Source organism: Novosphingobium aerophilum, assembly GCF_014230305.1.
In the GTDB taxonomy this organism is placed as follows: domain Bacteria; phylum Pseudomonadota; class Alphaproteobacteria; order Sphingomonadales; family Sphingomonadaceae; genus Novosphingobium; species Novosphingobium aerophilum.
Genome location: NZ_JACLAU010000004.1, coordinates 1 through 20,108 on the forward strand (window position 1 = coordinate 1; position 20,108 = coordinate 20,108).

General features: G+C 67.9%; 21 protein-coding genes. 13 read left to right on the forward strand and 8 right to left on the reverse strand.

Annotation, left to right across the window (positions count from 1 at the left end; all coding sequences use genetic code 11):
- Nucleotides 1–162 precede the first annotated feature (162 nt).
- The 4 genes from H7F49_RS04375 to H7F49_RS04390 all read right to left on the reverse strand — a co-directional run bounded on the left by H7F49_RS04375 (nucleotide 163) and on the right by H7F49_RS04390 (nucleotide 3,995).
- Nucleotides 163–1,782, reverse strand: a complete 1,620-nt coding sequence (locus tag H7F49_RS04375; protein ID WP_214647654.1) for an ArnT family glycosyltransferase — start codon at nucleotides 1,780–1,782, stop codon at nucleotides 163–165.
- Entirely contained in the window at nucleotides 1,779–2,417 is a 639-nt protein-coding gene (locus H7F49_RS04380) for a methyltransferase domain-containing protein (protein ID WP_185682362.1), read from the reverse strand. Before H7F49_RS04380 ends, H7F49_RS04375 begins: the two co-directional genes overlap by 4 nt.
- Complete coding sequence (locus H7F49_RS04385) at nucleotides 2,414–3,517, reverse strand: glycosyltransferase (protein WP_235981831.1); 1,104 nt, start codon at nucleotides 3,515–3,517, stop codon at nucleotides 2,414–2,416. The genes H7F49_RS04380 and H7F49_RS04385 overlap by 4 nt, the downstream gene beginning before the upstream one ends.
- A gap of 61 nt (nucleotides 3,518–3,578) precedes the next feature.
- A complete protein-coding gene (locus H7F49_RS04390) occupies nucleotides 3,579–3,995 on the reverse strand; it encodes a GtrA family protein (RefSeq protein ID WP_185682363.1) in 417 nt (138 codons plus the stop codon).
- 158 nt (nucleotides 3,996–4,153) lie between these two features.
- On the opposite strand from H7F49_RS04390, the gene rplO reads away from it, so the two are divergent.
- From rplO to H7F49_RS04435, 9 genes are all read left to right on the forward strand, one after another.
- On the forward strand, nucleotides 4,154–4,624 hold the full coding sequence (rplO, locus tag H7F49_RS04395; RefSeq protein ID WP_185682364.1) for a 50S ribosomal protein L15: 471 nt from the start codon (nucleotides 4,154–4,156) through the stop codon (nucleotides 4,622–4,624).
- Nucleotides 4,625–4,755: 131 nt separating this feature from the next.
- Nucleotides 4,756–6,123, forward strand: a complete 1,368-nt coding sequence (gene secY / locus H7F49_RS04400) for a preprotein translocase subunit SecY (RefSeq protein WP_185682365.1) — start codon at nucleotides 4,756–4,758, stop codon at nucleotides 6,121–6,123.
- 121 nt (nucleotides 6,124–6,244) lie between these two features.
- Nucleotides 6,245–6,892 carry an adenylate kinase gene (locus H7F49_RS04405; RefSeq protein WP_185682366.1) on the forward strand — a complete coding sequence of 216 codons (648 nt, stop codon included), beginning with the start codon at nucleotides 6,245–6,247 and terminating at the stop codon, nucleotides 6,890–6,892.
- A gap of 80 nt (nucleotides 6,893–6,972) precedes the next feature.
- The gene (locus tag H7F49_RS04410; protein WP_185682367.1) at nucleotides 6,973–7,578 is read left to right on the forward strand and encodes an SRPBCC family protein; all 606 of its coding nucleotides are present in this window, start codon (nucleotides 6,973–6,975) and stop codon (nucleotides 7,576–7,578) included.
- A 278-nt stretch (nucleotides 7,579–7,856) separates the two neighbouring features.
- The gene (gene rpsM / locus H7F49_RS04415) at nucleotides 7,857–8,225 is read left to right on the forward strand and encodes a 30S ribosomal protein S13 (protein WP_185682368.1); all 369 of its coding nucleotides are present in this window, start codon (nucleotides 7,857–7,859) and stop codon (nucleotides 8,223–8,225) included.
- A gap of 63 nt (nucleotides 8,226–8,288) precedes the next feature.
- Complete coding sequence (gene rpsK / locus H7F49_RS04420) at nucleotides 8,289–8,678, forward strand: 30S ribosomal protein S11 (protein WP_007011846.1); 390 nt, start codon at nucleotides 8,289–8,291, stop codon at nucleotides 8,676–8,678.
- Between the two features lie 103 nt (nucleotides 8,679–8,781).
- Entirely contained in the window at nucleotides 8,782–9,840 is a 1,059-nt protein-coding gene (locus H7F49_RS04425; protein WP_185682369.1) for a DNA-directed RNA polymerase subunit alpha, read from the forward strand.
- Nucleotides 9,841–10,045: 205 nt separating this feature from the next.
- On the forward strand, nucleotides 10,046–10,465 hold the full coding sequence (rplQ, locus tag H7F49_RS04430) for a 50S ribosomal protein L17 (protein ID WP_185682370.1): 420 nt from the start codon (nucleotides 10,046–10,048) through the stop codon (nucleotides 10,463–10,465).
- 267 nt (nucleotides 10,466–10,732) lie between these two features.
- Complete coding sequence (locus tag H7F49_RS04435; RefSeq protein ID WP_235981832.1) at nucleotides 10,733–12,844, forward strand: prolyl oligopeptidase family serine peptidase; 2,112 nt, start codon at nucleotides 10,733–10,735, stop codon at nucleotides 12,842–12,844.
- 7 nt (nucleotides 12,845–12,851) lie between these two features.
- Here H7F49_RS04435 and H7F49_RS04440 read toward each other — a convergent pair whose 3' ends face one another.
- Genes H7F49_RS04440 through ispH form a run of 4 tightly spaced genes read right to left on the reverse strand, consistent with a single transcriptional unit; the run spans nucleotide 12,852 to nucleotide 16,103 of the window.
- Nucleotides 12,852–13,616: a sterol desaturase family protein gene (locus H7F49_RS04440; RefSeq protein WP_185682372.1), complete on the reverse strand. Its 765-nt coding sequence runs from the start codon at nucleotides 13,614–13,616 to the stop codon at nucleotides 12,852–12,854.
- A 52-nt stretch (nucleotides 13,617–13,668) separates the two neighbouring features.
- On the reverse strand, nucleotides 13,669–14,136 hold the full coding sequence (gene rnhA, locus H7F49_RS04445) for a ribonuclease HI (RefSeq protein ID WP_185682373.1): 468 nt from the start codon (nucleotides 14,134–14,136) through the stop codon (nucleotides 13,669–13,671).
- Nucleotides 14,133–15,104: a homoserine kinase gene (thrB, locus tag H7F49_RS04450; RefSeq protein ID WP_185682374.1), complete on the reverse strand. Its 972-nt coding sequence runs from the start codon at nucleotides 15,102–15,104 to the stop codon at nucleotides 14,133–14,135. The genes rnhA and thrB overlap by 4 nt, the downstream gene beginning before the upstream one ends.
- Before the next feature lie 21 nt (nucleotides 15,105–15,125).
- Nucleotides 15,126–16,103 (reverse strand): 4-hydroxy-3-methylbut-2-enyl diphosphate reductase, encoded by a 978-nt coding sequence (gene ispH, locus H7F49_RS04455; RefSeq protein ID WP_185682375.1) that lies wholly within the window; start codon nucleotides 16,101–16,103, stop codon nucleotides 15,126–15,128.
- Between the two features lie 66 nt (nucleotides 16,104–16,169).
- Between ispH and H7F49_RS04460 the strand changes: the two genes are divergently transcribed.
- From H7F49_RS04460 to H7F49_RS04475, 4 genes are all read left to right on the forward strand, one after another.
- Nucleotides 16,170–16,835: a hypothetical protein gene (locus H7F49_RS04460; RefSeq protein WP_185682376.1), complete on the forward strand. Its 666-nt coding sequence runs from the start codon at nucleotides 16,170–16,172 to the stop codon at nucleotides 16,833–16,835.
- A gap of 99 nt (nucleotides 16,836–16,934) precedes the next feature.
- Entirely contained in the window at nucleotides 16,935–18,695 is a 1,761-nt protein-coding gene (argS, locus tag H7F49_RS04465) for an arginine--tRNA ligase (RefSeq protein WP_185682377.1), read from the forward strand.
- A 45-nt stretch (nucleotides 18,696–18,740) separates the two neighbouring features.
- Nucleotides 18,741–19,496 (forward strand): SPOR domain-containing protein, encoded by a 756-nt coding sequence (locus tag H7F49_RS04470; protein ID WP_235981839.1) that lies wholly within the window; start codon nucleotides 18,741–18,743, stop codon nucleotides 19,494–19,496.
- A 64-nt stretch (nucleotides 19,497–19,560) separates the two neighbouring features.
- Nucleotides 19,561–20,073 carry a DUF922 domain-containing protein gene (locus tag H7F49_RS04475; RefSeq protein ID WP_185682378.1) on the forward strand — a complete coding sequence of 171 codons (513 nt, stop codon included), beginning with the start codon at nucleotides 19,561–19,563 and terminating at the stop codon, nucleotides 20,071–20,073.
- Nucleotides 20,074–20,108 lie beyond the last annotated feature (35 nt).

Below are 20,108 nucleotides of genomic sequence, written 5' to 3' on the forward strand. Positions count from 1 at the left end.
GGACAGGGCCTTGCTTGACCTCGGCTGTGCAACCAGTCCGATACATCGGCCTCCTGCCCGCATCGGCCGGGATGCGCATCCCGGCCGATGCAACCAATAAAGCACATCTCGTCCACACAAGCCCGGGCTGACGTGGAAAGAGGCGGGGTGGATCAACCGCAATCAGCGAGCCGCGCGCTCCTGCATCCGCACGTAATCGGGCAGAGGGCCGGCCGGGAAGTTCAGGTAATTGCTCCCGGCGTCGATCCTGACCGGGTAAGCCTCGGCCAGCGCCGCCGTCACCGCGGGGGAGTGGCGGTTGTCGAAGTCCATCGAGCCGGGCAGGCCCGTGGTCACGACGAAGGCGAAGCGGCGGGCGCGGAGCTGGGCGACGAAGGGGCTTTCGTCCCACACGCCCTTGGCGGCCAGTTCGGTGACGATCGCGGGTTCGATGAGCACCGGCTTGCCGGCCCGCAGTACGGCGACCATGTCGTCCGAGATCACCGGACGGGGTGCGGCCTTGATCATCGCCACCAGTCTGGCAGCTTCGGGGGTGTGGGCGCGCAGCGCAACCTCCGGCCAGATGTCGGGCACCGGGTGCATCATCAGTTGCGACACCAGGGCACCCGGCACCAGCAGCCCCTGCAGGCCTGGGAGCCCGCCAGACCGGGGACTGCCGAACGACCGGGCGAGGAGATCGGTCAGGGCCAGGCCGCCGCACAGCGCCAGCAGGCAGTCCCATTCGATCAGATAGTTGTCAGCCGCACCGGACTTGGCCTTCATCCCCAGCATCAGCGTCGCCAGGGCGAGATGGAGCAGCGCGACCGCCGCGCGGGCATCGTCCGGCGCGGCGGCGAGGTGTGCGCGCCATGACGGCGCCCGCAGCCGCAGGCGGCTTTCCCGCAGCCGGTTGAACAGGCCGAGCGCGCCGGCCACGGCCGCCAGCACGAAGCCGAAGTGCCAGACGATGTTCTGGGGGATGCCGCGCAGCGACGTGAGATCGACGCGGTTGATGTTGTACAGCACGATGTGCCGCAGGAACCCACCGTCGGTCTGGACGGTCAACGCGGCCAGGGCGGCCAGGCCGAGGGCAATTGTCGCCGCGATCCCGGCGAGGGCGGTGCGCGGTCGCGTTATCAGCAGCACGCCGAAGACGGCGGCCGGTGCGGCCAGCGCGGTCTGCTTGGTGTAGACGGCGGCCACGAACAGCAGGGCGGCAAGGTAGACGGCGCGCGGCCGGGTCAGCGCCAGCATGCCGCACAGCAGCCCGCCGAAGGTCAGCGCCATGCACAGCATGTCGACCCGCATCAGCACGGACCACTGCGAGGTGGGCAACATGCCCAGCGTGATCAGCGCGGCCATGCCGCTTCCGCTCCATACCGTCCAGCGGGCGACCTCGCGCGGGGCGAGCAGCGCCGCAATCCGGGCAACAAGCCCCGCAGTGATCAGGGTGCAGGCGAACGACAGGGCGCGTCCGGTCAGCAGGGCGTCCGCCCCGGTCAGGCGGACCAGGGCACCGGTCAGGGCGTGGTAGAGCGGGGGATAGTGGAACACGATCGTGGGGAACCCCTCGATCGGAGCATAGCCCCGACCCGAGGCGATCCGGCGCAACTGCTCCCAGACGATGCCTTCGCCATAGTCGAGCTGATAGGGAAAGCGCACGGCCCCGGCGGCCATGGTGAGGTAGAGACCGGTGCGCAGCAGCAGCAGTGCCGCGGCGATCAGCACCAGCCAGCCGGGCAGCCGGCGCAGCCAGGCGCGGGTCGGCGATGATCCGGCGAGCGGCGCCATGGTGCGGTTCAATCCCGCGGCCGGGCGCGGACCAGCATCTGCTTGCCCAGCGGCTTGAACGGCATGGCCAGGTAAAGCCCGATCAGCGTCGGCGAGACCGGCAGGCGCGACTTGACCGTCAGCGGCAGGAACCGCGGGCGCAGGTCAATCACCTCGAACCCGTTGGCGGCGAGGAAGTCAGCCAGGCTGACATGGGAATAGATCGCGACGTGAGTGTAGTCGTCGAAATACTCGGCATAGGCGTAGCGATAGTTGGGCTGCAGGATGTTGAGCGTCCCGCCCTTGGCCAGCTTGCCGCGCAGTTGCTCGAGCACGCGGGCGAAAGCCTCCTGCGGGATATGCTCGAAGAGATTGCTGGCGAAGGCGAAATCGATGCTGCCGTCGGCGATCGCGCCGAGATCGGTCACCGGGGCGACCACCGATTCGACCCCGGGGGCAAGATGGTCGGCCGATCCGGCCCACTGGTCGAGCCCGATGCGGCGCCGCGCCACGACGTTGTTGATGAACTCGCCATAGCCGCAGCCCAGATCGAGCACGGTGTCATCCGGGCGGATCTGGTGGCGGAAGTGGTGGCGCCACAGCGCCTTCCACACGACATCGCGGCGCGCGTCCTGGACCAGGCGCGAAGAGTGATAGCCCGAGCTCATGCTGCGAGCCGCCGCCAGCCAAACAGCATGCCGGCCATCATCCGCAGCCCCACCTTGAACCCGCGCAGGTTGTTGACGTTGCCGCCCTTGCTCTCGCCAACCCTGGCATGGAAGGTGACCGGGCATTCGATCAGGGTCAGCCCCTGGTCCAGCGCAGTATCGAGGAAGTGGGCGTTGAACTCGAGATTGACCGCCGGAGTCAGGCTGGGCAGCAGCCGCTGCAGCGCATCGCGGCGGCACAGCTTGTACGTGGTGCCCACGTCGGTGATCGTGCTGCGGCCCAGGTGTTTGGCCTCCAGCAGCTTGCCCACGAAAATGTTGCCGTAATACATGAAGGTGGTGAGCTGGGTGGTGTACTGGCGCAGCGGCTCCGAGGTGCGGGTGCCGTTGATCACATCGCCGTGCGGGGCATAGGCCAGCAGCTTGTCGATGTCATAGGCGCGGAAGGTCAGGTCGCCTTCGCACAGGACCACCAGATCGGTATCGTCGAAGCGCGAGGCTTCGGTCAGGCAGCGATGGACGCAGCGGCCATAGCCGGGGGCGGTCTCGTTGAAGGTCAGCGCACCGGCCGCCTCGGCCCGGGCATAGGTGGCGTCGGTGCTGTTGTTGCTGACCACGATGACCCGGCTGACCAGGGGGTGGGCACGAAAGTCCGCCACGGCGGCCGAGATCGAATCCTCGTCATTGTAGGCGGTCAGCGCCACGGTGACGCGGCGGTTGGCCGGGGGATCATAGCGCAGCGGCGCGGTCGAGCGCTTGCGATCGAGCAGGACGAGCAGGTCGAACAGGATCATGCTGGTGCCCAGCACCAGCGGCAGGCCGCTGTACCACACCAGCCATTCGCTGACCGGCTTGAGCGGGCCGTCGAGCGCCAGCAGATAGCGCGGCACGACCATGGCCACGCCGAGCAGGTACATCGCGAGGCCGCCCACGGCGATCAGCATGCCGTACGGCAGCAGCCGGGCATGCCGGGCCAGGGCGGGGCGCAGGGACGACGCGGTTCGGGGGGCGGGCGCGACGGCCAGCAGGGCGCGTTCCTCGGCCGACAGGACCGCCGCCGGGTCAATCGGATCGCCGGTGTTGAACTGCTCGCTCCGCAAAACTCTCTCCGCATGCTCCCCGTGGGGTGGGCATCGGATTAGGCAATCATGGTTTACGAATTCATAACCTGGCCCGGAAAATCCAGGCGCGGTTGAGCAGGAAGGTCAGGACCGGGGTGACCGTCACCACCGGGATGATCGACAGGGCCACGCTGCCGTGGAGATGATCGACAATGGTCCAGACCCACAGGCTGTTGAGCCCGTAGGACGCGGCATTGATCGCGAAGTAGCCGGCATAGGCGGCCGGTGCCGGGCCGTTGGTGCGGCGTCCGGCGAAGGTCCAGCGCGAATGGAGCGTCCAGCCGGCGATCAGGTTGACCGCGAAGGCCACGGTGTTGGCGATCAGCACCGGCACGCCGAAGCGGGCGGCCAGGGTCCAGTAGACCGCGGAATAGAGCGCCGCCAGTCCCACCCCGCTGACGACATAGCGCAGGGCCTCGCCCGTCAGGCCGCGCTCCGGGCCCCTGTTGTCCAACACCTGCGAACCTGCCGTTCCTCTGCCGCGGACCCGGATCGGGCGGCGGTGCCCTGTTGTAGCGGCGAACGGCCACCTGAAAAGGGGGGTGACATTGCGCGCCGCCTCGCCTAAGGGCGCCGCTTCCATCAGCGCGACCAAAGCGAAAGCGAGTGCATCCTATGAAACTGAATGACATCCGTGACAATTCCGGCGCCCGCAAGGGCCGCATGCGCGTCGGCCGGGGCATCGGCTCGGGCAAGGGCAAGACCGCTGGCCGGGGTCAGAAGGGCGCCAAGGCGCGTTCGGGCGTCAGCGTCGCCGGGTTCGAGGGCGGTCAGATGCCGCTCCACATGCGCATTCCGAAGCGCGGCTTCAACAATGTCTTCGCCAAGGACTATGCCGAGGTGAACCTGGGTCTGGTGCAGAAGGCGATCGACGCCGGCAAGCTGGACACCAAGGCGACCATCGACCACGCCGCGCTGAAGGCCGCCGGCCTGGCACGCGGTGGCAAGGACGGCGTGCGCCTGCTGGGCAAGGGCACCTTCTCGGCCAAGGCCAACTTTGCGGTCGCCGGCGTCTCGGCCGGTGCCAAGGCTGCGGTCGAGGCCGCCGGTGGCTCGGTCACCGTTCCGGCTGCCGCCGCCGAGTAATCGCGGACAAAGTGACGGGCGGGGGTTCTTGCATCCCCGCCCGCGTCCTATATGGACCTGAACCAATCCGGGGAGACGGGCGCCGATAGGGATCGGTGCGGCACCGCGCCCCAGCAAGGCACCAAGCTGACATGGCATCACGCGCCGACAATATCGCGAGCAACCTGAGCCTCGCCAACTTCTCGAAGGCGACCGAGCTCAAGAACCGCATCTGGTTCACGATCGGCGCGCTGATCGTGTTCCGCTTTCTCAGCTTCGTGCCGCTGCCCGGCGTCAATCCGCTGATCCTGGAGACGCTCTACAGCAAGACCCAGGGCGGCATCCTCGACCTGTTCAACACCTTCTCGGGTGGCGGCCTGCAGCGCATGAGCCTGATCGCGCTCGGCGTGATGCCCTACATCACCGCCTCGATCGTGGTGCAGCTCGCCGCCTCGCTTCACCCCGCGCTCGCCAGCCTCAAGAAGGAAGGCGAAAGCGGGCGCAAGAAGCTCAACCAGTACACCCGCTATGGCGCGGTGCTGCTCACCGCGATCCAGGGCTGGTTCGTCGCCTCGGGCCTGGAAGCCTATGGCGCGTCCAGCGGGCTGCAGGCAGTGGTCATGCCCGGGCTGGTGTTCCGCATCAGCGCGGTGATCTCGTTGATCGGCGGGACGATGTTCCTGCTGTGGCTGGGTGAGCAGATCACCTCGCGCGGGATCGGCAACGGCACCTCGCTGATCATCATGGCCGGCATTGTCGCCCAGATGCCCACCTTCATCGCCAACCTGTTCGAAGGCGGGCGGTCGGGCTCGATCAGCGGGTTCACCATCGCCGGGCTGGTTGCCCTGCTGGTCGCCCTGATCCTGGGGATCTGCTTCTTCGAGCGCGCCACGCGCCGGCTGCTGATCCAGTATCCGAAGCGGGCGACGCAGAAGGGCATGATGCAGGCGGACCGCAGCCACCTGCCGCTGAAGCTGAACACGGCCGGCGTGATCCCGCCGATCTTCGCCTCGTCGCTGCTGCTCCTGCCGCTCACCATCACCCAGTTCGCCGGCAACTCGGTTTCGGCCGACACCAAGCTCGGCTCTTTCGTGATCGCGCTGAACCAGTACCTGGCCCACGGCAAGCCGGTGTACATGGTGCTTTACGCGCTGGGCATCATCTTCTTCTCGTTCTTCTACACCGCGGTGGTGTTCAACCCCGAGGAAACCGCCGAGAACCTGAAGAAGAACGGCGGCTTCATCCCCGGCATCCGCCCGGGCAAGAACACCGCGACCTACCTCGACCACGTCCTGACCCGCATCACCGTGATCGGCGCGGCCTACATCACGATCGTCTGCGTCGTGCCGGAGTGGGTCATCGCCCAGACCGGCGTGCAACTGTTCTTCGCAGGGGGCACCTCGCTGCTGATCGTCGTGAACGTGACTGTGGATACCATCACCCAGATCCAGTCGCACCTGCTGGCGCATCAGTACGGCGACCTTATCAAGAAGGCCAAGCTGAAGGGCCGCATGCGCTGATCGGTCCGGGCTGACCGGTCCGATCGGGCCGGCCTCAGCCGATCGGTTGGGACCAAAGTCGGACTTGTCCGGCGGAGGCCCTCCGGGCAAGGGTGGCGCGACAATCAGGGGAGCTGCCGAAGTGAACATCATCCTGCTGGGCCCGCCGGGGGCGGGGAAGGGCACCCAGGCGCAGCGGCTGGTCGAACGTCATGGGATGCGCCAGCTCTCCACCGGGGATATGCTGCGGGCTGCGGTCAAGGCCGGCACGCCGGTCGGGCTCGAGGCCAAGGCGGTCATGGAGCGGGGCGAGCTGGTCTCGGACGCGATCGTCTCGGCGCTGATCGGCGAGGAGCTGGACGCGCTGCAGCCGGGCCAGGGCGCGATCTTCGACGGCTATCCGCGCACCGCCGCGCAGGCCGAATCGCTGGATACGATCCTGTCGAGCCGTGGCCGTTCGCTCGATCACGTGATCGAGCTCGAGGTGAACGAGGACGCGCTGGTCGAACGGATCACCGGCCGCTTCACCTGCGCCAGTTGCGGCAAGGGTTACCACGACACCTTCGAACAGCCGAAGCAACCGGGCGTCTGCGACAAGTGCGGCAGCACCGAGTTCAAGCGCCGGCCCGACGACAACGAAGAGACGGTGCGCACCCGCATGGCCGAATACCGCGCCAAGACCGCGCCGATCCTGCCGATCTACGAAGCCCGCGGGATCGTTGCCCGGGTCGACGGCATGGCCGAAATGGATGCGGTGACCGCCGCGATCGAGGCGATCATCGCCGGGTAATCCGGGCGCGGCGGCGTAGCCGCTTTGTCGCTGTCCCCATGGCGGAGAGCAGGGTAGGGTCCCGCCAAAGGGGACCTGCCATGCTTCACCGCTCCGTCATCCTGGTTGTCGCCGCCATTGTGTCCGCCCCGGCTGCGGCCGAGGTGGTCTCGTCGAGCGACTCCGGCTTCGCGCTTCAGAGCACGGCATCCGTACCGGTCGCCCCTGACGTGGTCTGGGCCGATCTCGTCGCCCCGGCCAAGTGGTGGGATCCGGAGCACACCTGGTCGGGCAAAGCGAGCAACCTCTACCTCGATCCGCAGGCCACAGGATGTTTCTGCGAACTGCTCGGGTCGGGTGAGCCGGGCTCGGTTGATCCGGGCTTGGTTGGTCCGGGCAGGCCGCGCGGCAGTGTCGAGCACCTCCACATCGTCCACGTGCTGCCAGGCCGCCTGTTGCGGATGACCGGCGGACTGGGGCCGCTGCAGTCCGAGCCGGTCGGGGCCGTCCTGACCATCGCGCTCGAATTCGCCGGCGAGGGCACCCGGATCCGGTTCGAATACAAGGTGTCCGGCCTGGTGACGATCAAGGGTGGCGATATTGCCCCGGCGGTGGACGGCGTGCTGTCGGCCCAACTGGCGCGCCTCGCCGCGCTGCCCCACGGCTCCGCACCGGCCCGCGATACTGGTTCGGAAAACCCGCGCTGAGCCGGTTTGACCACGCCAACGATCACGGTTAAGCCACCCTTGCAAACCCGCGAGGGGTGATGCGTATTGCGCAGCCGTCCGGTTGCGTCCCGCCACCGTTGACACCTGCGGCGAATCGGCCTAAGCGCGCGCTTCACTCGATCGAACCGGTTGTCCGGAAGGTGAGCGCCTGTCGTGCGACACCGTCCGGGCTTTTGCCGTTTTGCCGCAGTGAAACCGCGTTGAGATAGGGGCGGCTCCGGGTGGATCGCCGGCCCCTGTGGAGCATGGAGAATTCAGTGGCTCGTATTGCCGGGGTCAATATCCCCACCAACAAGCGCGTGATCATCGCGCTCACCTACATCCACGGGATCGGTCCGAAGTCCGCCAAGGACATCGCCGACAAGCTGGGTATCGATCACACCCGCCGCGTCCAGGACCTGACCGATCAGGAAGTCCTGCACATCCGCGAGACGATCGACGCCGAATACACCGTCGAGGGCGATCTTCGTCGCGAAACCGCGATGAACATCAAGCGTCTGATGGACCTGGCCTGCTATCGCGGCCTGCGTCACCGCAAGGGCCTGCCGGTCCGCGGCCAGCGCACCCACACCAATGCCCGCACCCGCAAGGGCAAGGCCAAGCCCATCGCCGGCAAGAAGAAGTAAGTCTGCACCCCGCAAGGGATCGGCTTTTTCCTTCTTTTCCGCTTTTCGACAGGAATTCAGCACATGGCACGCGAACCCCAGCGCATTAAGCGCCGCGAGCGCAAGAACATCACCAGCGGCATTGCCCACGTGAATGCCAGCTTCAACAACACGATGGTCACCATCACCGACGCCCAGGGCAATGCCATTTCGTGGTCTTCGGCCGGCATGATGGGCTTCAAGGGCAGCCGCAAGTCGACTCCCTATGCCGCCCAGGTTGCCGCCGACGATGCCGGCAAGAAGGCCGCCGAGCATGGCGTCCGCACCCTCGAGGTCGAAGTCAAGGGCCCGGGTTCGGGTCGCGAGAGCGCGCTGCGCGCCCTGCAGGCGGTGGGCTTCACCATCACCTCGATCCGCGACGTGACCCCGATCCCGCACAACGGCGTGCGCCCGTCCAAGCGTCGCCGCGTCTGATCGTGCCTTCGCGGTGACCTTCGGGTTGCCGCAGTTTCGAGAAGCCGCGGCCCTCCGGAGGGCCCGCGGCTTTTCCCGCCAGAACATACCCTAGGGGAAGTCCATGACTGTCAATATCAAGAACTGGCAGGAACTGAAGAAGCCCAACACCCTCGAGATCAAGTCCGGGACCGACGCCAAGCGCCGAGCGACCTTCGTCGCCGAGCCGCTCGAGCGTGGCTTCGGCCTGACGCTGGGCAACGCGCTGCGCCGCGTCCTGCTCTCGTCGCTTCAGGGTGCCGCGATCACCTCGATCAAGATCGAGAACGTCCTGCACGAGTTCTCGAGCCTCGCCGGCGTGCGCGAGGACGTCACCGACATCGTGCTGAACGTCAAGCAGATCGCCATCAAGATGCAGGGCGAGGGGCCGAAGCGCCTCCAGCTCTCCGCCACCGGCCCGGCCGAGGTCAAGGCGGGCGACATTGCCGTGACCGGCGATATCGAGATCATGAACAAGGATCTCGTGATCTGCCACCTCGACGAGGGGGCCACGCTGAACATGGAGCTGACCGCCGACACCGGCAAGGGCTATGTCCCCGCCGTGTCGAACCGTCCGATCGACGCGCCGATCGGCCTGATCCCGGTCGACTCGCTCTACTCGCCGGTTCGCCAGGTCAGCTACAAGGTCGACAACGCCCGTATCGGCCAGGAGCTTGACTACGACAAGCTGAGCCTGACGGTCGAGACCGACGGCACCGTCACCCCCGAGGACGCCGTGGCCTATGCCGCGCGCATCCTGCAGGACCAGCTCTCGCTGTTCGTCCACTTCGAGGACGTGGCCCCGGTCGGCGCCTCGCCGATGATCGGTGTCGCCGCGGCTCCGACCGACGAGGGCGACACCAACCAGCTCAACCGCTACCTGCTCAAGAAGGTGGACGAGCTCGAGCTGTCGGTGCGTTCGGCCAACTGCCTGAAGAACGACAACATCATCTACATCGGCGACCTGGTCCAGAAGACCGAGGCCGAGATGCTCCGCACGCCGAACTTCGGCCGCAAGTCGCTCAACGAGATCAAGGAAGTGCTCTCGTCGATGGGCCTGCGCCTCGGCATGGACATCCCCGGCTGGCCGCCGGAGAACATCGAGGAAATGGCCAAGAAGCTCGAGCAGGAGCTGCTGGGCTGAGGCCTCTGGCCCTCACCCCTGCGGGGGAGAGGGTTGGGAGAGGGGCCTTGCGAGGCCTTTCCCCTCTCAACTTCGGCTAGCCGCGCTGCGGCAAGCCTTCGTATCTCTCTCCTGCCGGGGAGAGAGCGAAACACGGGGATGGTCAGACCCTATCTGACCTGGACCGGGGTACCTAGCACGGCCCCCTTACGAACGGAGAACACCCATGCGTCACAAGCTTGGCGGCCGCAAACTGAACCGCACCTCGGCCCACCGGATCGCGATGCTGCGCAACATGGCGGCCTCGCTGATCAAGCACGAGCAGATCACCACCACGCTGCCCAAGGCCAAGGAGCTTCGGCCCTACATCGAAAAGCTGATCACGCTGGCCAAGCGTGGCGGCCTGTCGAACCGCCGTCTGGCTCACGCCCGTCTGCTCGACGACGCGCAGCTGGTGAAGCTGTTCGACGTGCTCGCCGCGCGCTACGCCGATCGCAACGGTGGCTACAGCCGCATCATCAAGGCCGGCATCCGGGCTTCGGACGCCGCGCCGATGGCCGTGATCGAACTGGTCGATCGCGACACCTCGGCCAAGGGCCAGGATTCGGGCCCGGTGCTGAGCGACGACGAGCTCGAAGCGGCCTGATCGCTTCGGCCACGGCTGACAAGAACGACAGGGGCGGTTGCGGGAACGCAGCCGCCCCTTTCGCGTGGAGCCCAGGGTTGCGGGTCATGCCCGAGCGGGCAGGGCCGGTGGATCGGGGCCGACAACCGGTTGCGCTTTGGCGGTCGAATGCCGAATAAGGGACGCATCACAACGGGATACCCGAGGATGCCCCTGCGCTCGCCCGCCGCTCTCGCGGCCCTGCTCCTGCTGCCGCTTGCGCCCGGACCGGCGCAGGCCGGAGACGCCATGACCCGTACCGAACCCACCTCGCCCGCCAACGCGGCCCGCCTGATTGCGGCCTATCCGGAAACGCGGCGCGATCCGCTGGTTGAAACCCATTTCGGCGAGCCGGTGGCCGATCCCTATCGTTGGCTGGAAGCCGACGTGCGCAACGATCCGGCCGTGGCCGACTGGGTGGCGCAGCAGAACCGGGTGACCGGGGCCTATCTCGATCGCCTGGCCGCGCGCGACTGGTTTCGCAAGTGTATCCGCGAGCTGACCGACTATGAGCGGTTCGGTCTGCCGGTGAAGGCCGGAAACCGTTACTTCTATCTGCGCAACTCGGGGCTGCTCAACCAGCCTCAGCTGTTTGTCCGCGACGGCTTGAAGGGCACACCGCGCCTGCTGCTCGACCCCAACACCTGGGCCAGCGACGGGGCAACGGCGCTCGATGCGTGGAAGCCGTCGCAGGACGGGCGCTATCTGCTCTACAGCGTGCAGGACGGCGGCAGCGACTGGCGCGTGCTGAAGGTGCTCGACGTGCGCACCGGGCAGCCGCTGACCGATACGGTGCGCTGGGCCAAGTTCACCCAGCTCGCCTGGGTCGGGCACGAGGGCTTCCTCTATTCCCGCTTCCCGGCGCCCGAGCCGGGGCAGACCTTCCAGCAGGCCTCGTACAATCAGGCGCTGTGGTTCCACCGCATCGGCACCCCGCAGGAGGCCGACGAGCTGGTCTATGCCACGCCCGACCGGCCCGAGCTGGGCCATGCCGCCCAGGTGACCGCCAATGGTCGCTGGGCGGTGATCACCTCGTCATCGGGCACCGACGCGCGCCATGCCATCCGCGTGCTCGACCTGCGCCGGTCCGGGGGAGACCGGTGGACGCCGCGCGAGCTGGTTGGCGGGCTCGATCACGACTGGCAACTGGTCGAGGCGTTGGGCAACCGCATGTGGTTCCTGACCAACCGTGACGCCCCGCTTTACCGGCTGGTCTCGCTCGATCTGGACCGGTCCGGCGCCAACTGGCGTGACGTGGTGCCGGAAGGGCCCAACAAGCTTGAGCATGCCTCGATCGTCGGGCGCAAGCTGGTGCTCAACTACCTCCAGGATGCGACCAGCCGGGCGGTGGTGGTCGATCTGGCCGGCAAACCCGCGCGCGAGCTGACGATCGGCGATATCGGCACGGCAAGCGGGTTCATCGGGCGACCCGGCGATTCCGAGACCTTCTACAGCTTCAGCAGCTTCAACCGGCCGTCGACCGTCTATCGGCTCGATATGGCGAGCGGGGAGGTGACCCCCTTCGCCCAGCCCGAGCTGACCTTCGATCCGGCGCGCTATGTGGTGGAGCAGAGGTTCTTCGCGTCGAAGGACGGCACGCGGGTGCCGATGTTCCTGGTGCGCAGCAAGGCCGTGGCGGCGGCCGGCCGGGCCGTTCCGACACTGCTGTACGGCTACGGCGGGTTCGACATTTCGCTGACCCCGGGCTTCGCCGCCTCGCGCATGGCCTGGCTTGAGGCGGGCGGGGCCTTCGCGCTGGCCAACATCCGTGGCGGGGGAGAATACGGCAAGGCGTGGCACGATGCCGGGCGCCTCGCCAACAAGCAGAACAGCTTCGACGATTTCATCGCCGCGGGCGAATACCTGATCGCCGAGGGGATCACGGGCAAGGGCCAGTTGGCCATCCAGGGCGGATCGAACGGCGGCCTGCTGGTCGGTGCCGTGGTCAACCAGCGGCCCGACCTGTTCGCCGCGGCCAACCCCGCGGTCGGCGTGATGGACATGCTGCGGTTCGATCGCTTCACCGCCGGGCGATACTGGGTGGACGACTATGGTCGGCCCGACCGCGAGCCCGATTTCCGGGTCCTGCGCGGCTATTCGCCCTACCATAACATCCGCGCCGGGCAGGACTATCCGGCGATCCTCGTGACCACGGCCGACACCGACGACCGGGTGGTCCCGGGGCACAGCTTCAAGTACGCCGCCGCGCTGCAGGCTGCCCAGATCGGATCACGGCCGCACCTTATCCGGATCGAGACGCGCGCCGGTCACGGATCGGGCAAGCCGACCGACAAGGCGATCGAGGAAAGCGCCGATATCCTCGCCTTCATGGCGGAGTGGACCGGGCTCAAGCTGCCCTGAGGCCGGGTCAGGCCTCGCTGGGGCGCTGCGCGGTGGGTGCGGTGTCGGGCTCGCGCGCGGGGGACCAGCGCAGCGGCCAGGCAAAGAGATCGCCCAGCGATTGCGGGGCGCCTTCGTCCAGCCCGCAGGGCGGCCAGCCGTCGGGCCGGCGATAGGTGCGGAACAGCACGTCCCAGATCGGAAAGAGCGCCGCGAAGTTGGTATCGTAGTGTTCGGGCAGCCGCGAGTGGTGGCGGCGGTGATAGGCCGGGCAGTTGAGCACCCAGGACCAGCGTCCGAAGTCGACCTTGAGGTTCGCGTGGATGAAGTAGTTGTACAGGCTCATCCAGGCATAGGTCGCCATCAGCGGGAAGGTGGAGGTGGTGATCATCGAGGTGGCCGACCAGATCGTCAGGCCCTTGATCAACTGGTCTCCCCAGAAATGGCGATTGGTCGTCAGCGCGGTCATTTCGGGGTCGGAGTGGTGCAGCGAATGCATCGCCCACAGCGCCGGGATGCGGTGCTGGGCGTAGTGGTAGAAGAATTCCAGGAAATCACGCACCAGGATGAAGATCGGCAGGGCCAGCCAGAACGGCATGGTCCGCACGTCGATCAGCGAACCACCGTGCCAGTCCGGCCAGACCCGCATCACCACCATGCCGATGCCCATTTGCAAGGCCCAGGCCTGGAGGTTGCGCCACCAGTCGGTGGGCCCGGGGTGGCGGATCCGCTCGAACACGGTGATCACGCAGATCACGAGAACGGAGGCGGCAAGGAACAGGACTATCTGCATGGTGCCAGGCCTTAGCCTCTGCCGGGTTAAGGTTCGGTTCCCGTGCCCGGGCTCAGGACAGGTTGCTGCGCACCGGCGGGCGCAGCGCCCGTGCGGCCTCCGCCGCGGCGCTCGCCAGCCGGTCGGCGCGTTCGTTGTCGGCGTGGCCGGCATGGCCCTTGACCCATTGCCAGGCGATCCGGTGCGGCCGCGCCGCTGCGATCAGATCCTGCCACAGATCGGCATTGGCGACCGGCTTCTTGGCGGCATTGACCCAGCCGTTGCGCTGCCAGCCGAACACCCAGCCGGTGATCCCGTCGATCACGTACTTGCTGTCGGTGTGCAGGGTCACCTCGCAGGGTTGCTTCAGCGCACGCAGGGCCATGATCGCGCCCATCAGCTCCATGCGGTTGTTGGTCGTTTCCGGATCGCCGCCGGACAATTCCTTCTCGTGCTCGCCCATCCGCAGGATCGCGCCCCAGCCGCCGGGTCCGGGATTGCCCTTGCATGCCCCGTCGGTGAAGATCGTGACGGCCTTCACGCGAACACGCCGGGATTGTCGCGATAGAAGCTCAGGCGCCGGGCGAAGGCCAGCGGGTCCTTGCGGGTGACGAAGGCATCGGACGGGGTGTGGAGCCAGTCGTAGGCGCGGCTCGCCAGAAAGCGCATCGCCGCCCCGCGCGCCAGCAGGGGCAGGGCGGAACGTTCGGCCGGCGACAGCAGCCGGACCGCTTCGTAGCCGGCCAGCAGCGCTGCCGACAGGTCGGGCGCGAAGCGGGTGCCGGTGGCATCGAAGCACCACGCGGCGTGAGTCACCGCCAGATCGTAAGCGATGATGTCGGTACAGGCGAAGTAGAAGTCGATCAGCCCGCAGACCGTGTCGTCGATCATCAGCACGTTGTCGGGAAACAGATCGGCGTGGATCACCGAACCGGGCAGGTCGGCCGGCCACTGCGCCAGCAGGTCGGCCAGTTCCGCACCGACCAGCGCGCCCAGCGCAGGATCGATGCCGTCCAGCCCGCCCGGCCCGCAACCGTCGATCAGCCGCCGCCAGCCTTCGGGCCCCAGATTGTTGGCGCGGCGCATGGCAAAGTCCTGCCCGGCCAGGTGCACCCGCGCCAGGGCCTCGCCCACGGCCCGCGCCTGGCCCGCAGTGGGCTCGCTCACCGACACCCCCGACAGGAATTCGATCAGCGCCACCGGCTTGCCGTCCAGCCGGCGGAAGGCCGCCCCGGCGCGATCATGGATCGTGGCGGGAACCGGGCATCCGCGCGCGGAGAGATGGTCCATCAGGCCGAGGAAGAACGGCAGCTCGCTCACCTCGGTCCGCTCTTCGTACATGGTCAGGATAAAGCGCGCCCCGGCGCCGTCGTGCCCGGTCGTCTCGATCAGCCAGTTGCTATTCTGGACCCCCTCGGCAATGCCCTTGGCGCTGCGCAGGGCGCCGACGTCGAACTCGCCGATCAGCCCGGCCAACTGCTCGGCGCCGAGGTGCGTGTAGACCGCCATTGTCGTCCCCCGTCCGCCAGATCAGTCCATAAGCTGGCGGGGCAGCTTGAACACCATCTTCTCCTCGGTCGTCACCACGGTTTCCTCGCGGATCGGACGGATCGTGGCGATCAGGGCGACCACCTCGCGCACCAGCTCCTCGGGAGCCGAGGCGCCCGCGGTGAGGCCAAGCGTGCCGATGTCGGTCAGCCAGGCCGGGTCGATCTCGTCAGCGCGCTGGATCAGTTGTGCGCGGGCGCCGCAGCGCTGGGCCACCTCGACCAGGCGGAGCGAGTTGGAGCTGTTCGGCGCGCCGATCACCAGCACCAGTTCGCAGTCGCCGGCGATCGCCTTGACCGCCGCCTGGCGGTTGGAGGTCGCATAGCAGATGTCCTCCGCCCGCGGTGCGTTGATCTCGGGATAACGGGCCTTGAGCGCGGCGATGATGCTGGCCGTATCGTCGACCGACAATGTGGTCTGGGTCAGGAAGGCGAGGTCGGTGCCGGGGGCGAAATCGAGCCGGGCAACGTCCTCCTCGGTTTCGACCAGGGTGACCGATCCTTCGGGAACCTGGCCCAGCGTGCCGATCACCTCGGGGTGGCCGCGATGGCCGATGAACAGGATGTGGCGGCCGGCCTCGATCTGGCGTTCGGCCTGGCGATGCACCTTGCTGACCAGCGGGCAGGTGGCATCGAGCCAGTCGAGCCCGCGCGCGGTGGCCTCGGCCGGGACCGACTTGGGCACGCCGTGCGCGCTGAAGATCACCGGGGCGCCATCGGGCACTTCGTCCAGTTCTTCCACGAAGACCGCGCCCTTGGCCCGCAGGCCATCGACCACATACTTGTTATGCACAATTTCATGGCGGACGTAGACCGGCGCGCCATAGCGGGCGAGCGCCCGCTCGACGATCTCGATCGCCCGGTCGACCCCGGCACAAAAGCCGCGCGGCGCGGCGATCAGCAGATGCAAGGGCTCGCCCTGGGGGGCGGGACTCGGCGATTCCGGAAATGGCGCGTTCATGTCTTGGCCCCTAGCGCTTCCCGGCGCGCACCGCTAGGGCAGCAAACGGATACCGAGGATCGCAGGATGACCAATCGCACCCGCCTTTTCGCCGCCGCCGGTCTGGCTGCGTCCCTGCTTGCCCTGTCGGGCTGCAAGACCAAGGGCGATATCGTGGTCGACGAAGGTGTCGGCATTTCCGCCGTGCGCGGGGTCTGCCCGGCGGTCGGCGTGCCGGACTATACCGGCGACATCACGCTGTTCCGCACCCCCGGTGCCACCGATGCCGGATCGATCGATGTCACCGCCGCCCTGACCAACCTGCGGTCGACCTGCGACGAGGCCAATGGCGGAGAGAAGGTGCTGACCCAGGTCGGGTTCGATGTGCTGGCCCGCCGCACCGACACGCGCGGGGCCCGCACGGTCCAGCTGCCCTATTTCGTCACCGTCCTGCGCGCCGGTCGGGCGGTGATCGCCAAGCGGCTCGGCACGGTGACGGTCAGCTTCGCCGACGGCCAGGACCGCGCCCAGGCCCATGCGACCGGCAGCGCCACTGTCGATCGCGTCGAAGCCACGCTTCCGCCCGAGGTGCGCAACCGCCTGACCCGCAAGCGCAAGGCTGGCGATGCCGACGCCGCGATCGATCCGCTGGCCCAGCCCGACGTGCGCGCCGCGGTGGCCCGCGCCACCTTCGAGGTGCTGGTCGGCTTCCAGCTCAGCGAGAAGCAGCTCGGCTACAACGCTACCCGTTGATCTTGGCCGTTGATGGGGGCCGTTGATCTTGGCCGTTGACGCCACAGCGCGCGCGGCAGGTGTTCCCAAGCGCGCGCAAACGGGCTAACCGCCCGCATCATGTCCGCTGACCAGACCCTGCACGCCGCCTTTGTCGGCCACATCGCCCGCGCGCTCGACGCGCTCCAGTCCGCCGGCACCCTGCCGGAGGGGCTGAACCGCGCCGCCGTCACGGTAGAACCGCCGCGCGATGCCGCCCATGGCGATCTGGCGACCAACGCCGCGATGGTCCTGGCCAAGCCGGCCGGCACCAACCCGCGCGTCCTGGCCGAGGCGCTGGTGGCCGAACTGGTCAAGCTGCCGCTGGTCAGCGCCGCCGAGATCGCTGGCCCGGGCTTCATCAACCTGCGGGTCGATGCCGCGGCCTGGCTGGAGGAATTGCGCGCGATCGCCACCCTCGGGGCCGACTATGGCCGCTCGACCATGGGCGCAGGGACCACGGTCAATGTCGAGTACGTCTCGGCCAACCCGACCGGGCCGATGCACATGGGCCATTGCCGCGGCGCGGTGGTGGGCGATGCCCTGGCCGCCCTGCTGGAATTCGCCGGGCACAAGGTGGTGCGCGAATACTACGTCAACGACGCCGGGGCCCAGGTCCAGGTGCTCGCCCGCTCCGCCCACGTGCGCTACCGCGAGGCGCTGGGCGAGGCCGTCGGCGAGATCCCCGAGGGGCTCTATCCGGGGGACTATCTGGTCCCGGTCGGCCAGGCGCTCGCCGCCGAGTTCGGTGACCGCTACGCCGCCGCTCCCGAGAGCGAATGGCTCGACCTGTTCCGGGAGCGCGCGGTTGCCGCCATGCTGGTGATGATCAAGGACGATCTTGCCCTGCTCGGCATCCACCATGACCTGTTCTCGTCCGAGGCCGAGCTGCAGGCGGCGGGCAAGCCGGCCGAGGCCGAAGCCTGGCTGCGCGCGCACGATCTGGTCTATGACGGCGAGCTCGAGGCGCCCAAGGGCAAGACGCCCGAGGACTGGGAGCCGGTGGCCCTGCCGCTGTTCCGCTCGACCCGGTTCGGCGATGATCAGGACCGGCCGATCCGCAAGTCGGACGGCAGCTGGACCTATTTCGGCGCGGACCTGGCCTATCACTTCCAGAAGGCCCAGGGTGCCGACGCGCTGGTCGATATCTGGGGCGCCGATCACGCCGGCACGGTCAAGCGGATCAAGGCCGCCGTCGCCGCGATGACCGGGGCGGCCAGTTCGGACAAGGGCGGGCAGGCCACCCCGTTCGAGGTCAAGCTGGTCCAGATGGTCCAGTTGCTGCGTGATGGCGAACCGGTGAAGATGTCGAAGCGCGCCGGGACCTTTGTTACCCTGGCCGACGTGGTGCGCGAAGTGGGCAAGGACGTGGTGCGCTTCACCATGCTGACCCGCAAGCCCGAGGCGCAGATGGACTTCGACTTCGCCAAGGTGGTCGAGGCGTCGAAGGACAATCCGGTGTTCTACGTCCAGTATGCCCATGCGCGAATCTGTTCGACCCTGCGCAAGGCAGCGGCCGAAGGCTTCGCCCCGGCCGATGCCGCGCTCGATCGGCTGGGCCAGGAGGAGCTGGCCCTGGTCAAGCTGGCGGCGCAGTTCCCCCGGCTGGTCGAAGCGGCCGCCGTGGCGCGCGAGCCGCACCGTATCGCCTTCTTCCTGGGTGATCTGGCGGCGGCGTTCCACGCGTACTGGAACCTGGGCAACGATCGTCCGGACAAGCGCTTCATCATCCCTGGCGATGCCGCGCTGACGGGCGCGAGGCTTTTCCTCGCCGCGCAAATCGGGCAACTGGTTCGTAATGGGTTGGCACTACTCGGCGTCGACGCTGTCGAGGAGCTGTAAGGCTGCACGGCGCATTGGGGTCGACAGGAACGGGGCAGGGGCTCGATGAACGACAATAACAACGAAGGCCGCATGGACGACGACATGGACTTTCCCGGCAACGAGGTCCTCTCTGGCGCGGCGCCCCAGCCGGCGCTGGCCCTGGATGACGACGAGCGGCTGCCCTGGCTCGAATCGGCCGACGACGATGACGATGTCGGCGCAGTCGATACCGGGCGGATTGTGCGCTTCGCCGCCTTCGGCGTGGTCTTGCTGGCCCTGATCGTCGGCGGCATCTGGTATCTCAATCACCGCGGGGCGGGCGAGGCCCAGGTGGCCGAAGGCGGCGTGATTGCCGCTCCGGCCGAACCCTACAAGAGCGAACCCGCCGACAAGGGCGGCAAGACCTTTGCCGGCACGGGCGATTCGGCGTTCGCCGTGTCCGAGGGCAAGAACCCGTCAGCCAAGCTGGCAGGGACCGAAACCCCGGTGGCCGCCGCTTCGCCCAGCATCGCCATCACCCCTCCGGCGCCTGCCGCGAGACCCGCCGGCGCGGTTCCTCCCCCCTCTGCTGCTCCTGCTACCGGCGGGGTCGGGGTGCAGGTCGGGGCCTATTCCTCGCAGGCGACCGCCGAGGCCGGCTGGTCGCGGCTGTCGTCGAGCCATGATGTCCTGAAGGGGGTCAAGCACCGGATCGTGGAAGGCTCGGCCGATATCGGGACCGTCTACCGGCTCCAGGCGGTCACCGCCGATCTCGCTTCGGCCAATGCGCTGTGCTCCAGCCTGAAGGCTGCCGGCGTTGCCTGCCAGGTCAAGCGCTGAGAGAACGGCTCTGACGGTACGGGGCGCGTTGCGGTCCGTCCTGGCGCTCGGCCTGCTCACGTCTGTGGCAGGCCGTGCGGCGCTGCCGCCGGAGCAGGATGATCGGGTCACCTTCGTCTACTACGATGTGGCCGGACGCGACGCGGAGGCCATTCGTGCCGCGATGGACCGGTTGCGGCCGATCGATCCGGCCGATGGCCAGCCTTACGATGCACTGACCTCGTGGCGGATCGACTGGCGGTGGGACGGCAATGGCCGTGGCCAGTGCGATCTGGGCACCACCCGGGTGATCTTTTCGGCCACGATCACCTTCCCGCGGCTCGATCCCGCCGGCGTTCCCCCGACCGTCCTCGCCGAATGGAACCGGTTCGTCCGCGGCCTGCGCGAGCATGAGTTGCAGCATGTGCGCCATGCCATGGAGCGCTTGCCCGAGATCGATCGGGCTGTCCGCACCGCCACTTGCGAAACCGCCAATGCCCGGGGTGAGGCCGTGCTGGAACGGATTCGCGCCCGCGACCGGGCCTTCGATGCCGAAACCCGCCATGGCCTTGCCTCCGGGGTGCGCTTCCCTGGCTGATCCAGCGCCCTGCCACTTTCCACACCGGCAGGGGA